Source organism: Chloroflexota bacterium (assembly GCA_015478725.1).
Taxonomy (GTDB): domain Bacteria; phylum Chloroflexota; class Limnocylindria; order Limnocylindrales; family CSP1-4; genus C-114.
The window spans coordinates 1-13,358 of the sequence record JADMIG010000044.1 but is presented as its reverse complement, the minus strand read 5'-3'; the positions used below and the strand labels follow the sequence as shown (position 1 = coordinate 13,358).

Here is a 13,358-nt window from a genome sequence, read left to right as displayed (position 1 = left end):
GTTCCTCGTCGGCGACGACGACCAGTCGATCTACGGCTGGCGCCTCGCGGACGTCAAGCGCCGCGTTTGCCATATGGGCAACCCGGCCCCCGGTGCACCGGTGTCACCTAAATCCCTCCTGGCCGGGATCGCCGCAGGGAGCCAGGCCAGGACTACGCGCCACTTTCAGGTGCGGGTCCCGGCGCCGTCAGGCCGGCGTCCGCGACCCTCCGGTCTACTTGTGGAACCGCGGCCACTGGGCGCGGTCGTCGTCAAGCTTCGGGTGCCAGTACTGGTGGACGTCCGCAAGCGCACGCTTCCACACCTGTGAGTCGGACTCGCCCGGTTGTGCGTACTTGATCTCTTGCATCGCCTCGAGGAATCCGGGGCCCGGTCGACGCGTGCTCTTCCTCACGACCACCGCCGTCACCGGCGGACGACTTGCGTTGTCCTCCTCATGCGTGATGTGGGATAGGTACTTGCCCACCATCGCGCGGCTCGTGCCGAGGTCGCCGTACGTGATGACCTTGCGCGCGATGGCTGCCTGGATGCACTTCAGGTGCACGTCGGGGCGGTAGGGGTACTTGTCTGTGCGAGGCATCATTACGCTCCATCTATCGCTTCTAAACTCGTGAGCCTGAGCGTAGCACATACCGTTCTAATGTTGATAGACAGCGCATAGTAGCCGACCAGAAGGGCGCGACGCCGCCCGACGGCAACCCCGGGAGAGGGCGCCATGTCGCAGAGTGGGCACCGGTTGGCTCCGGCTTGGCCGACACACGGGCAGAGTCGCGTGCCGAAAGGGAGTGCCTCCCCGGCTCCCGATGGTGTGCACGTGGGAGCCCGCGTCAAGCCCGCTCCGAAACGAGGGTCCTTGTGGGAACGGGCTCGGTGTCTCGTTCGCCGCCGCGTCGGCGCAGCGCCTCAGGACCCTCATCGCGCCGGCGGACGGGACCGACCACGTGGACGAGCCTCGCCTTCCCTACGAGTGGCTTCCCGGCGCCATCGTTGCCATCGTCGCGCCCGCCTGTCACCTGAGCGGACTGTCGCCCTTCGCCTGAACTCGAACCGGCGGCAGATCCAGCGTGCGGGACGGCGACGCAGCCGGATGGGTCCGCATGGTCATCGATCCTGCCGGTCGTATACTACGGCCACGTCGTAATGCCGAGGTCCCGCCGCGATGTCCCACAATCCGGCCGCCGATCTGCGCCTCGAGCTGCGAGGCGTCTCGAAACTCTTCGGGATGACCGTGGCGCTCTGGCAGGTTGATGTCGACGCCCGCGCGGGTGAGTTCGTTCTCCTGATCGGTGCCAACGGATCGGGCAAGTCGACGCTCCTCCGAATCGTCGCCGGGCTGACCTCGCCGACGGCTGGAGCGGTTCGATGGACAGGCGCTGCCCCCGCCGCGCGCCCGCGGGTCGCCCACGTCGGACACGCGTCGGGGCTCTACGACGAACTCACCCCCTTCGAGCACCTCACCCTCTCCGCCCGGCTCGCCCGCAGCGATCCGGCCCATGCAATACGCCTGCTCGAGAGGATCGGCGCAGCGTCGGTGGCCGGCGAACCGTGCGGCCGGCTCTCGGCCGGGATGCGGCGGCGCGTCGCGTTGGCGCGGGCGTTCGCGTCCGCCCCAGATGCAATCCTGCTCGATGAGCCGCTCGCCGCCCTCGACGAGGCCGGGGTCGCGGCCGTCCTCGACCTCATCGACGAGGCGACGCGAGCCGGACGCCTCGTCCTCGCCGCCGCGCCGTCCGACGCCCGTCTCCACGTCATGGCAGCGCGCACGGTCGCCCTGGTCGACGGCCGCGCTCTGCGTTCGCTGCCGCCATCCACGGTTCGCACCGAACAGATCGATGCTGGCTGACATCCTCGCGCTCGTCGCCAAGGATCTCCGGATCGAGCTGCGAACGCCGGCTTCGATCGCCGGGGCGCTCACCCTCGGGCTCATCGGCCTCGTCGTGACCGGCCTCGCGGCAGGTCCCGACACGGCGCGCCTTCGAACGATCGCGCCGGGACTCGCATGGTTGTCGATCGTCTACGCGGCGATCACCGTCGGCGAGCGCCTCGATCGGATCGACCGCACTGACGACGCGTTCTCGGTGCTGTGGCTTTCGGTCACCGATCGTCGGGCGATCTTCGCCGCCAAGGTCGTCGCGCTCACGACGGTCCTCTGGACGATCACGCTCACGCTCCTTGGCGCGGCGGTCGTGCTCCTCAACGTGGAGCTGGCGCCTGCGTCGGTCGCGCTCGTCCCGCTGGCCGGGCTCGCCTGCCTCGCGCTCGCCGGCACCGTGGGCCTCGTGACCGGGGTCGTCGGGGCCAACAGCCAGCGGATCCTCCTCTTGCCGGTGACCCTCCTGCCGCTCCTCGCGCCGACCCTGCTCGCCGCCGCCCAGGGGACGGCCGCGGTCCTCGATGGTCGCCTCGACGCCGCGCTGCCGTGGTCCGCGCTGCTCACCGCCCAGGCGGCCCTGTTTGCCGGACTCGGCCTGCTCGTCTACGAAGCCGGAGCAGCCCTCGAATGATCGTGCTTCGACGCCTCCTCGCGCCATCCGCCGCCGCCGCCCTCGCGGCCGTCGCGGTGGTCGTGACGATCGGTCTCTTCATCGTCCCGCCCGACCGGTTGCAGGGTCAGGTCGAGCGGATCATGTACGTCCACGTGCCGGCGGCCTGGATCGCGTATCTCGCCTTCTTCGTCACGTTCGCGGCGAGCGTCCGATATCTGTGGCGGCGCGACCTCGCGGCCGATCGGCTGGCGGCCGCGAGCGCCGAGGTCGGCCTCGTCTTCACCGCCGTGGCGATCGTGACCGGTTCGATCTGGGGCAAGGCGACGTGGGGCATCTGGTGGGATTGGGATCCGCGCCTGACGACGACCGCGCTGCTCTTGGTGATCTACATGGGCTATGTCCTCGTCCGCGCGTCGATCGTCGACCGGGTTCGCCGGGCTCGCGCCGGCGCGGTCATCGGGATCGTCGGCTTTGCGAACGTCCCGATCGTCCATTTCTCCGTCCTGTGGTGGCGGAGCCTGCACCAACCACCGACGATCATCCAACCCGGCGACCCGACGATCGGCGACGTGCTGCTGGCGGAGCTGCTGGCGAGCGTCCTCGCCTACACGCTGCTCTTCCTGTACCTGCTCAACCGCCGGCTCGAGCTCGAGCGGGCGCGCGATGAGGCCGAGCTGGCGCTGCTCGAACGGTCATGACCGACATCGCCTTTGTCGCCGGCGCATACCTCGCGGCCCTCGGTGCGCTCGGCGTCTACGCCGCAACGCTCGGGCGCCGCCTGCGCGCGGCTCGCTCGGCTCAGGCGGCGATCGAGCGCCGGAGGGAGGTCGAGGCGGAGGCGGAGGCGGAGGCGCGGACCCTGCCGCAGGTTCGCTGATGCGCGCCCGGCCGGCGACGCTCCTCGGGCTCGGATTGGTCGTCGCGGCGCTCATCGCGCTTCTTGGCCTTGCGGTCACGAACGCGGTGGTCTACTACGTGACGCCGACCGAACTCGCGGCGAGCCCGGTCAACGGCCCGGTCCGACTGTACGGGATCGTCGTCGCAGGCTCAGTCACCTTCGACCGCTCGACGGGCGCGCTGTCGTTCCGGGTGTCGGATGGGCAGACGACCGAGACCGTGACGAGCCGGTTCCTCCCGACCGCCCTCTTCCGCGACGGGATCGGCGTCGTCCTCGTCGGGCGAACCTTCGGGCCCAGGGCCTTCGCGGCCGACGAGATCCTCATCAAGCACTCCGCGGTGTACGAACCGCTCAAGCCCGGGGAGACAATCCCGCCCGACATCCTGCAGCAGATCCGGGGCGGCGGATGATCGGGAGCGCCGGACTCACCGCCAGTCTCGCCGGGTTCGTGCTGGCCGTGCTTGGCCTGGTTGTCGCCCTGCGGGCGGTGCGATCGGGCAGCTTCGATCCAAGCCTCCGGCGGTTCGTCTTCGCCACGGCCGCCCTCGCGATCGGGGCGAATGTGATCATGGTCGTCGCCCTCGTCGTCCATGACTTCTCGGTCGTCTACGTGGCCCAGGTCGGGGGCCGCGAAACGCCGCTCCTCTACACGATCGCCTCGCTCTGGGGAGCGCTCGAGGGCTCGATCCTCTTCTGGGCGGGGCTCCTGGCGTCACTGACCGCGCTGCTTGTCCTGCGCACCGCCGCCCGCGACGAGGGGCGGCTCCCGCCGGCTCTCGCCGTCTTGTTCGGATTGCTCGTCTTCTTTCTCGGCATCGTCGTCGGTCCCGGCAACCCGTGGGGACGGGTGTCACCGGTTCCGGCCGACGGGCCCGGGCCCAATCCGCTCCTTCAGAACAACCCGCTCATGGTCGTCCATCCGCCGCTCCTCTATCTCGGCCTCGTCGGTCTGGCGATCCCGTTCGCGCTGACGATCTCGGCGCTCGTTCGGGGTGAGCTCGATCGGCCGTGGCTGGCCGCGACGCGCCGCTGGACGCTCGGCGCCTGGGTCGCGTTGAGCATGGGGCTCGTGCTCGGGGCCTGGTGGTCGTATGCGGTGCTCGGCTGGGGTGGTTACTGGGCCTGGGATCCGGTGGAGAATGTCGCGCTCCTGCCGTGGTTGACCGCGACGGCGTTCCTCCACTCGGCGATGGTGCAGGCGCGGCGCGGCTCGCTCGCCGCCTGGAACGTGGCCCTCGTCGTCGCCTCATTCTCGCTCACCCTCGTGGCGACGCTCATCACCCGAAGCGGCATCCTCTCCTCGGTCCACAGCTTCACGAATACACCGATCGGGCCGCTCTTCCTCGCCCTCGTCGGCGGCGCCGTGACGGGGTCGGTCCTGCTCGCGGTCTGGCGCCTTCCGGGCGGGCCGCCCGGCGGCGCGCTCGGCGCGCGCGGGGTCGCCTTTCTCGTGAACAACCTGCTGCTCGTCGCGATCGCCATGACCGTCCTCGTGGGAACCCTGTTTCCGCTCTTCGTCGAGGCGGCGACCGGTCGGCAGGTCAGCGTCGGGGCGCCGTACTTCGAGCGGGTCATCGGGCCGATCGCGCTCGGCCTGCTCGTTCTCGCCGGCATCGGGCCGTCGCTGCCGTGGGGCTCCTGGACGCCAGCGGCGCGCCGGCGCCTCGTGCCGGGCGCGATCACGGGGGTCGGCCTCGCGATCGGCGATCTCCTCGTCGGTGGCCCGCCCGAACTCATCCTCGGGGTCGCGATCGGTGGGTTCGCGCTCGTCCAGTCGACGAGCTATCTGGTCGACCTCGCGCGCCGCCGTCGACCGCCGCGGGGCGTCCGGACGAACCCCGCGACATGGTTCAGCTGGCCACCCCGGCGAGTCGGGGCGTTGCTGAGCCACGCTGGTATCGCCCTCGTCGCGCTCGTCATCGTCGCCGCCGCGGCCGGGCGACAGGACGCCACGGCGACCCTCCGCGACGGCCAGACGCTCGACCTCGGCGCGTACCACGTCGAGCTGGCCAGGATCTCGAGCGAGGTTCGCCCGGACCGTTCGATCGTCCGGGCAGCCGTGCACGTCGGGGGGCCTGGCCTCGATCAGCTGGTCACCTCTGACCTGAGCCTTTTTCCGAACTCCGCGCAGACGATCGCCACCCCGGCGATCGTCCCGGGCCTGACCACCGACGTCTACCTCGTCTTGCTCGATGTCGACCCGCTCGCCGGCACGGCCTCCCTCCGTTTGACGATCCAGCCATTCATGAGCTGGCTGTGGGTGGGAGGGCTCCTCGTCGCGACCGGCGGTCTCGCTGCGCTGGCGCCTCGGCTGACCGCGCGATCGACCCGCGCGACCGCCCCCGACCCGGAGGCCGTGGCGGCTGGGGCGACGACGTGAGCGCGGCGGCGATCCGGTCCTCGCGCTCGCGACTCCTCGCGTCGCTGGTCGTCGGCGTGGCGGTCGTCGGAGTCATGGCGCTTGTCGCGGTCGGTTTCGCCCGTGACCCAGGACGGATCGAATCGCCGCTCGTCGGTCGCGTCGCCCCGGAGTTTCGGCTCGTCTCGCTCGGTGGCACGACGATCGACCTCGCGGACCTCCGCGGGCGTCCGGTCGTTCTGAACTTCTGGGCATCATGGTGCATCCCCTGCCGTGATGAGGCACCGCTGCTGCGGGCCGCGCAGGAGCGCTACGCGACACTCGACGTCGCCTTCCTCGGCGTCGTCTACGAGGACAGCGCCGCGAGCGCACAGGCGTTCGTCGACCGCTACGGGATCGCCTATCCGTCTCTCCTCGATCCGGACGGTCGGACGGCGCTCGATTACGGCGTGTACGGGATCCCCGAGACATACTTCATCGCCGCCGACGGGACGATCCGCGACAAGCAGATCGGGCCGCTCGACGCCACCTCCCTCGAGCGCCAGATCGGCGCGGTGCTCCGGTGAGCGTGCGGCGCCTTGCACTCCGCGGATCGGCCGACGCACTGTTGCTCGGCGCCGTTTTTCTCGTCGTCGTCGCGGCACTCCTGGCGGCCCTCGATCTGCGGCCGCCGAGCCCCGCCGAGCGAGCTAGTGGGCTCGAAGCCGGGCTGCGCTGCCCAGTCTGCCAGGGCCTATCAATCGCCGACTCGCCGGCCGCGCTCGCCGGCGAGATGCGGAGTGTCGTGGTCCAGAAGGTGGCGGCCGGAGCGACCGATGCCGACGTCCGCGCGTTCTTCATCGAGCGATACGGGCAATGGATTCTTCTCGCCCCGGACGCTTCCGGCCCGAATGTGCTCCTCTGGGCGGCACCGGGTCTGCTGCTCATCGGCGGCACGGCGGTGGTCGTCGGGCGAGCCCGCCGGCGCAGGCGGCGGGCTCCGGCCGAGCGCGACGACCGGGTCCGCGCCGACCGACCTCGTCCGCTCGTGTTGGGGGTCGCGATGGCGATCGTCATCGCGGCCGTCGCGGTTCCGCTGGCCATCGCCACCGGGCCGCGCTCGATCGGCGGTCAGATCACCGGCGGCCAGGCGACGATCCAGGCGGCGCCGGCGATCGGGGACCTCCAGGCGCGGGTGACCGCCGATCCGACCGATGTCGGCGCGCTCGTGGCGCTCGGCGATGCGTATGCTGGAGCCGGTCGCGCCGGCGACGCGGCCGACGCCTACGGCCGTGCCCTCAAGATCGAGCCCGACGATGTCGGCGCGCTGGTCGGGATGAGTTCCCTCCTGCTCGGTGCCGGCCGACCCGACGGTGCCCTCCCGCTCCTCGATCGAGCCGTCGCGATCGCCCCGAACCTGCCCGACGCGTACCTGTTCCGTGCGATCGCTCGTTACCAGCTCGCCGGTTCGCTGACCGCGGCCGCCCGCGCCGATGTCCTGCGGTTCCTCGATCTCGCCCCCACGGACCCGCGGCGCACCCTCGCGGAGCAGCTCCTCGGGGCACCCGGGCCGAGTGGCGCTCCGTGAGCCTTGCCGTCGTCTTCCTCGGCGGTCTGGTCTCGTGCGTCACGCCGTTGGGTCCTGCCGGTCATACCGGTGTTCGCGGGGTATGTCGTGGGATACCGGCGAGGTCCGAACAGCCGCCGCGCCGGTCGCTCGGGGGATCAGGTTCCTCGTCGGGTTCCCCGGGGTGTTTATCCTGCTCTGGGTGTCCCTCGGGTTCGTTGGGTTCGCGCTCCTCCGGATGGTCACTCTCGCTCGCGCCATAAGCCGGCGTGCTCATCATCGCGCTCGGCATCGCATGGCCGCTGGATACCACCTCTTTTCGGGCCGGCCCGGGTGGGGACCGTCCGCCGCACGAATGCGGGCCTGAGGCAGGGCTGCCCTTTTGGGCCGGCCTGGACACGAGCGGCTGGCCTGCCGGGAGGCTGCGGGCGATGTGCCGTCTTCCCCGGGGGCTGCATCGAGGATCGTCACGACCACGGCCGCGAGCCGATCGCGCCTACCAGCCCATGCCGGATCTGTAGCCCATGAGGTCGGATCCATAGCCCATCTCGGCCGTCGAGGCCATGCCGGGGGCCGGCTGGAACCCCTTCTCACGTGGTGCCTCGCTCGTCGCGGTCCTCGCCGCCCCGAGAGCGGCGAGGACCGCCTGGCCCTTCTCGGCGGCCGCGACGACGGCCTCGACGACGGCCTGGCCCTTCCAGTGGGCCGCGCCGACGCCGCCGATGACGAGCGCCCACGCCGCGACCGTGCCCCTGCCGATCGTGCCGGCCTCCGCCGCCATCGTCATCTCGCCGTCGTCATGGGCAGTGCGGCCGAAGAGCCGGCGGTTGTCCGACGTCGCGTCGCCCATGGGCGCGGGCCATGGAGCCGTCGATGAGCGGGGCGCGGAGGGCTGCCCGACCGGCTTGGTCGGCTCGACCTGCGGCCGCCCGGCCGACGCGACCAGCGGCGTGTTCGTCCTCTCGGTCGCGACCATCGACCCCGGCTCGACCAGTGGCCGCGGGCCGATGACATGGGACAGGCCATCATCGGGGACTTTCGTACCGTCGGGCAGCGTCCACCACAGCTTGTCGCTGAACGTTCTAGCCGGTCGCGTGGTCGCCACGATCGCGGCCTCCCGCCTCGGCGTGGCGAGGTCAGCCACGAGGTCGCGCCCGGAGCGAGTCAGCTGGTAGCTGCCGTAGACGGGGCTCCAGACCCTCCCGAGGACCTTCTGGCGATCGAGCGAGCGATAGCAGCGGCGCTCGCCAAGACCAGTGGCTGCCGCGATCGCGGCGGCCGAGGCCGCGCCATCCGCGAGCGCCTGTAGGACGAGTGCGTCGGTATCCATGATCAGCAGACCGTACAGCAGGTCACTCTCGACGGCAACTTCGTGCAGCCCCAGTCAACGAACCGAGGCTTCCTCCGATGTCCGGCCAGTGTCAAAGTCCGGCAAAGTCCGGCCAGTGTCAAAGTCCGGCCAGTGTCAAAGTCCGGCCAGTGTCAAAGTCCGGCCAGTGTCAAAGTCCGGAAGGGTGCCCGGCGCGTCAGGCGCGAGTCGTCCGCTCGGGGTCGGGATCGGCCGCCAGCAACCGGGCGAGGGTGGCGGTGCCGATTCCAAGTCGTCGAGCCGCTCGACGACGAGAGAGGCGGCCTGCGGCAAGGTCGGCCTGGAAACGGGTCCAGCGACCGGCAAAGCCGGGCCGGGCCGTCACCGGTGGTCGACCGATCCGCTTGCCCTGGCGAGCCGCATGACGCATTCCCTCGCGCACTCGATCGGCGATCAGTTCGCGCTCCATCTCGGCGACGGCGGCAAGGATCGTGAAGACGAGCCGGCCGGTCGCGCTCGTCGTGTCGAGCTCGGGCTGGGTGAGGGCCGAGAAGCCGACCCCGGCGTGCTCGAAGTCGCGCAGGGTCGAGAGCGCGTGGAGGGTCGAGCGGAAGGCCCGGTCGAGCTTCCAGACCATGACCCGATCGACCCGACGCATCGCGACGTCCGCGAGGAGCCGTGCCCAGGCCGTGCGATGGGCGAGATCACCGGCCGCCGCGGTGTCGACGTACTCGACCGTGTCCCAATCGCGCGTCCGGACGTACTCCCGCAGGGCATCGAGCTGGAGCTCGGGGTCCTGGTCCTTGTCGCGCGTCGAGACCCGCGCGTAGAGGGCGACGCGGAGGGGGTGGCCGAGGTCGGTCGCGGGCCGGTTCATGCGCCGCTCCTCCCTCGCTGCCGACCGGTCACGGCTTCCTTGGCCGCTGCGCGCTGACGACGCGCCCGGCGGTCGGTTGGACCACCCCAGCCGTGTCCGACGCGGCGTCCGGCGCGGGAGCGGCGCTGGCGGCACGCGGACGAGCAGGTCAGTCGGTCGCGCCGGCCCCAGCGGATCGGCTCGCCGCAGACGACGCAGGCGCGAGGCTCGGGGCCGCTCACGGGAGCGTCTCCAGGACGTGGATCGCGGCCTCGACGCAGGGCCGACAGCGGTAGCGGTCGTCGCGCTCCAGGCGATCGCCACACGAGCAGCAGCAACCGGGGCCGCGAACGGCATCAGGCTGGGCGAGGAGGAGTGGGATGGGTCCGTGCTCGGGTGCCCTCGCCCGCATCGCCTCGACCCGCCAGGCGACCTCCGACCGCTCGATCCGGAGCGCCCGGAGGACCTGGGCCTTGTGGGCGAGCAGTCGCTGGGCCTCGCGCTCCAGGCGGCGCGGCCCGCGGACCACGAGATGGTCCCCGTCTTGCGCCACGGCGAGGCCAACCCGGCGTGCCCCGCGGAGCAGCGTCATGCCGTCCACGTCGCCTCCTCATCGCTCGACGGGGTGGGCACGGTGGCCGCGAGCCACGGGCTCGCCTGTGGGTCGTCATCCTCGCGGCGAGCCAGCACATGCGCATCGTCCCGGTCCCGGTCCCGGTCCCGGTCCCCGAAGAGCGCCACATTCTCCCGAAGGACGCCACGTCTCGGAGTTGGCGTCCTTCGGGCAGCGCTGGCGTCCTTGGGAGGCAATGCCCAGGTCCAACCCTGGCCGGCCTGCCCGGGTTGGCCCTCGTGGCGGGCGATCACCCCGAGGGCTCGCTTGGCCCGGTCGAGCGTCCGATCCGCGATGCCGGCGTTCCGCGCGGCACGGCGGGCGTCCCGCGCGGGCATCGACCCGTCGCCAATGAGCTGGCGCAGGAACGCCGTGGCCTCGCTCCGCGACGAGCCGCCATCGGCCGCCTGCTCGCCGGTCGCGGCGAGCAGGTCGGCGACCCCGATGCTCGGCGCCTCCCCGGCCCAGACGAGGCCGGCCGTGGCGATCGGGCCGTCCGGTGTCTCCGCCGTGCGGCCCTCGACCCGGAACCGGAGCGCCGCGGCGAGCGGCGAGAGGTTGCTCTTGCCGTGGGCCAGAATGCGCTCCGATCCGCCCTCGTCGGCCTCGGGATCGGCGCCCAGCACGAGCACGCTGCGCGCCGCGGCGGTCAGGCCGATCGAGCCGCCGACCCGAGCGAACAGGTCCGAGCCCGCGGCCTTGTTGAGATGAGCCACCGCGAGGACGGCCACACCGAGCTCGTCGGCCAGACGCGCCAAGGGTGCCAGCGCGCGGCGGATGGAATGGTCGCGGTGCACGTCGAGGCGGGTGGCGAGGTGCGCCATGACGGGATCGACGATGACGAGCCGGGCCCGCGTGCGGCGGATCGCCTCGGCGAGCCGGTCGACGTCGTCGGGCAGCGTCAGGCCGCGCTCGCCGGCGTCGTCGCGGATGGTCAGGAAGTGGATCCGTTCGAGGCCGGCCCCGGCCGCCATCAGGCGCGGCACGAGCGTATGCGCGGGCGAGTCCTCGGCCGAGAGGTACAGCGCGTCGCAGGGGCCGGCGAGATCCCCGTCGAGCTGCCCCCGGCTGGCGCGCGCGGCGACCTCGCAGGCCAGCATCGTCTTGCCGAGCCCGGGTTGGCCCACCAGCAGGGTGAGCGAGCCGAGCGGTAGGCGACCCTGCCACGCCCACGAGACCGACGCGGGTCGCACGTCGGCGGCGCGCGCCAGCACGAGTCCGGCGGCGGCGGCGTTGTCGCGCTGGTCCAGCGTCGGTCGCGGCGTGGGACGACGATCCGCGGCAGCGGTGGGCCCGTGGAGCCCAGGCCGGGCATGCTCAGCACGCCCCGCGACGGTCGCCAGCCGTGCGAGCCCGGCGAAGTAGCGTTCGTCGCGAGGCCCGTCGTACGACCGCACGAACGCGAGCTCGTCCGCGTTCACGGTGTCACCCGGGACGGATCGCCCCCGGCGCCTCGCTCAGGGCGTGGCCGGTCGGCCTCGAGCAACGCGCGCAGCAGCCGCTGTTGCGCGGGCGTGAACGAACTCAGAGAGCGGGCACGGAGGGGATGGGCGACGCTGCGGCCGGAGGATGCGGCGCGATCGCGCCGATTGTGGCCAAGCATGCCAAAGAGACCTCGGACCGTCGGGCCTTGCGGTACGACGGCTTCTGTCTCTCCGGCTCACCGGAAGACCTGGCCCGATCCCGGATGTACGCCCGGTGCGGGGATGCGCAACTGGAGATTCTTCCCCAGCTCCGTCAGTCATCCTAGCTGTGTGGCGTCGTGACCGCAAGTTCGGCCGCGGACGGCAAGCCGGCCACCAGCCAGTGGCGCCGCTCGGGCCGACACGCTGGGCTCGGGCAGGTCACGACGAACGGGAGGATGGCCTGCGCCCCGCTGAGGGCCAGCACGAAGTCGGACTCGGACGTCCTCGCCCGGCGGGGATCGTGGCGCGGGACGTGGTAGGGGTCGCCGCGCCGGGTGATGTTGAACTCGTCCACGGTCTCCACACTCGGCAGCACCGGCGTAGCCCGTCGGAGGGCGGACCGACGCTGCGTCCCGGGCGGGCTCGGCGCCTCCAGATAGGCGCGCCTGGAGAGCCCGAACCGGAGCAGGCCATCCTCGGTGGGTTCGAGCGCGATCAGCCCCCGCGCGAGCTCGACGCGCTCGATCGTGTGGCCGGCCGCCTGGACGCCGTATCCACTCGCATCGCGGCCGTATACGACGCCGATCCGCTGGCGGCCGAGGACCGTCCGGCAGGCAGGACAGCGGAAGACGCGGAACCAGCTCGCCCCGCCGAAACCCGCGGCAGCCTCCGGTGGGTCGAAGCGCGCGAGCGGATATGCCCGGCTCACCGTCGGCCACCTTGCCCAGGCCCGTCTCCCACCGGCCCGACCGGACCGCCACTCGACCCCGCCGCGCACCCCCACGCGAGCGTCGTCGCGGTCATGCCCGCCACTCCGGGACGGTCCAGATGGCCTTCACGGGGCGGAGGTCGGGCCCAAGCTCGACCCGCTCGACGATCGCCCGGAGGACCGCGTTGAGCTTCTCGGGCGTCCACGTCCAGTCGATCGTCGGCACGGCGGCGACCACCTCGGCATCGCCGAGGCGGTCGAGCTCGGCGCTCACGGCGGCGGCCTCCGCGGCGTGTCGTTCGTGGCTGATCGCGCCGCCGATGTAGAGCTCGTGGGCCCGTTCGAGGCGACCGGCGAGAGCGTCCCGTTGGGCGGCGTTGGCGGCGGCGACCGTCACCACCGCGGGAGCACGGAGGCGGCCGACCTCGTCGCGGACCCACGGCAGGATGCGCTGCTCCGGGACCGATCCCGGACCGTGGCCGGGGACGGTCCGGGCCACGTGACACTTGTACGCGCAGTAGGCGCTGTCCGAGCCATTGCGGTATCGCGAGCCGGTGAGGACATGGCCACAGTGGCAGCGCAGCAGGCCGTACAGGACGAACGGCGCGCGCGCCTTCGCGCCGGGCCGGGTCCGATGCTCCATCGCCCCGAGACGGATGAGGATCGCCCGAACGCTCACGGTGGACCATGGACCGCCCATCCGGGTCGGGAGCCCGCGTCCGTTGAGGAGCCGCGCGGCGCCCATGATCGAGCCGGCGTCTTTGTACGCGGCGACGACGGCGCCGACATCCTCGCCGGGGCGCTCGCCGTAGAACGGATGGCCGATCCGGTCGCCCCGGGCGCGCCGGACGGCGACCGCATCGCGGGCGTGCTCCGAGGCGAGGTCGGCGGTCATCTCGTCGACCGCGGCGAGCATCGTGAGGAGCATCCGCCCGGTCGCGGTCGAGGTGTCGACGT

General features: G+C 71.9%; 16 protein-coding genes. 9 read left to right on the top strand and 7 right to left on the bottom strand.

The annotated features are described in order from the left end of the window. Positions 1-310: UvrD-helicase domain-containing protein (locus IVW53_14760; GenBank protein ID MBF6606827.1), on the top strand; the 310-nt coding region annotated here is incomplete at its 5' end. On the opposite strand, the gene IVW53_14755 is transcribed toward IVW53_14760, so the two are convergent. Continuing rightward, positions 215-580, bottom strand: coding sequence for a hypothetical protein (locus IVW53_14755; GenBank protein MBF6606826.1), 366 nt, complete (start codon positions 578-580; stop codon positions 215-217). The genes IVW53_14760 and IVW53_14755 overlap by 96 nt on opposite strands. 579 nt (positions 581-1,159) lie before the next feature. Here IVW53_14755 and ccmA point away from each other — a divergent pair. The 8 genes from ccmA to IVW53_14715 are packed head-to-tail and all read left to right on the top strand — an operon-like array spanning position 1,160 to position 7,310. Continuing rightward, entirely contained in the window at positions 1,160-1,843 is a 684-nt protein-coding gene (gene ccmA, locus IVW53_14750; GenBank protein MBF6606825.1) for a heme ABC exporter ATP-binding protein CcmA, read from the top strand. After that, positions 1,833-2,504, top strand: coding sequence for a heme exporter protein CcmB (locus IVW53_14745; GenBank protein ID MBF6606824.1), 672 nt, complete (start codon positions 1,833-1,835; stop codon positions 2,502-2,504). The genes ccmA and IVW53_14745 overlap by 11 nt, the downstream gene beginning before the upstream one ends. Then, positions 2,501-3,184 (top strand): cytochrome c biogenesis protein CcsA, encoded by a 684-nt coding sequence (gene ccsA / locus IVW53_14740; protein ID MBF6606823.1) that lies wholly within the window; start codon positions 2,501-2,503, stop codon positions 3,182-3,184. Before IVW53_14745 ends, ccsA begins: the two co-directional genes overlap by 4 nt. Next, complete coding sequence (locus IVW53_14735; protein MBF6606822.1) at positions 3,181-3,363, top strand: hypothetical protein; 183 nt, start codon at positions 3,181-3,183, stop codon at positions 3,361-3,363. Before ccsA ends, IVW53_14735 begins: the two co-directional genes overlap by 4 nt. Next, positions 3,363-3,794 carry a cytochrome c maturation protein CcmE gene (locus IVW53_14730; GenBank protein MBF6606821.1) on the top strand — a complete coding sequence of 144 codons (432 nt, stop codon included), beginning with the start codon at positions 3,363-3,365 and terminating at the stop codon, positions 3,792-3,794. The genes IVW53_14735 and IVW53_14730 overlap by 1 nt, the downstream gene beginning before the upstream one ends. Further along, entirely contained in the window at positions 3,791-5,764 is a 1,974-nt protein-coding gene (locus IVW53_14725; GenBank protein MBF6606820.1) for a heme lyase CcmF/NrfE family subunit, read from the top strand. Before IVW53_14730 ends, IVW53_14725 begins: the two co-directional genes overlap by 4 nt. Further along, a complete protein-coding gene (locus IVW53_14720; protein ID MBF6606819.1) occupies positions 5,761-6,309 on the top strand; it encodes a TlpA family protein disulfide reductase in 549 nt (182 codons plus the stop codon). Before IVW53_14725 ends, IVW53_14720 begins: the two co-directional genes overlap by 4 nt. After that, positions 6,306-7,310, top strand: a complete 1,005-nt coding sequence (locus IVW53_14715; GenBank protein MBF6606818.1) for a cytochrome c-type biogenesis protein CcmH — start codon at positions 6,306-6,308, stop codon at positions 7,308-7,310. Before IVW53_14720 ends, IVW53_14715 begins: the two co-directional genes overlap by 4 nt. A 475-nt stretch (positions 7,311-7,785) precedes the next feature. Here the strand turns inward: IVW53_14715 and IVW53_14710 are convergent, their stop codons facing one another. The 6 genes from IVW53_14710 to IVW53_14685 all read right to left on the bottom strand — a co-directional run. After that, positions 7,786-8,619, bottom strand: a complete 834-nt coding sequence (locus IVW53_14710; GenBank protein MBF6606817.1) for a hypothetical protein — start codon at positions 8,617-8,619, stop codon at positions 7,786-7,788. A 196-nt stretch (positions 8,620-8,815) separates the two neighbouring features. Next, complete coding sequence (locus IVW53_14705; protein ID MBF6606816.1) at positions 8,816-9,475, bottom strand: recombinase family protein; 660 nt, start codon at positions 9,473-9,475, stop codon at positions 8,816-8,818. Positions 9,476-9,692: 217 nt separating this feature from the next. Continuing rightward, positions 9,693-10,055, bottom strand: a complete 363-nt coding sequence (locus IVW53_14700; GenBank protein MBF6606815.1) for a hypothetical protein — start codon at positions 10,053-10,055, stop codon at positions 9,693-9,695. Further along, positions 10,043-11,488, bottom strand: coding sequence for an AAA family ATPase (locus tag IVW53_14695; protein MBF6606814.1), 1,446 nt, complete (start codon positions 11,486-11,488; stop codon positions 10,043-10,045). The genes IVW53_14700 and IVW53_14695 overlap by 13 nt, the downstream gene beginning before the upstream one ends. Positions 11,489-11,813: 325 nt before the next feature. Beyond that, entirely contained in the window at positions 11,814-12,401 is a 588-nt protein-coding gene (locus IVW53_14690) for a hypothetical protein (GenBank protein MBF6606813.1), read from the bottom strand. A 91-nt stretch (positions 12,402-12,492) separates the two neighbouring features. After that, on the bottom strand, positions 12,493-13,358 hold an 866-nt coding region (locus IVW53_14685; protein ID MBF6606812.1), incomplete at its 5' end, for a hypothetical protein.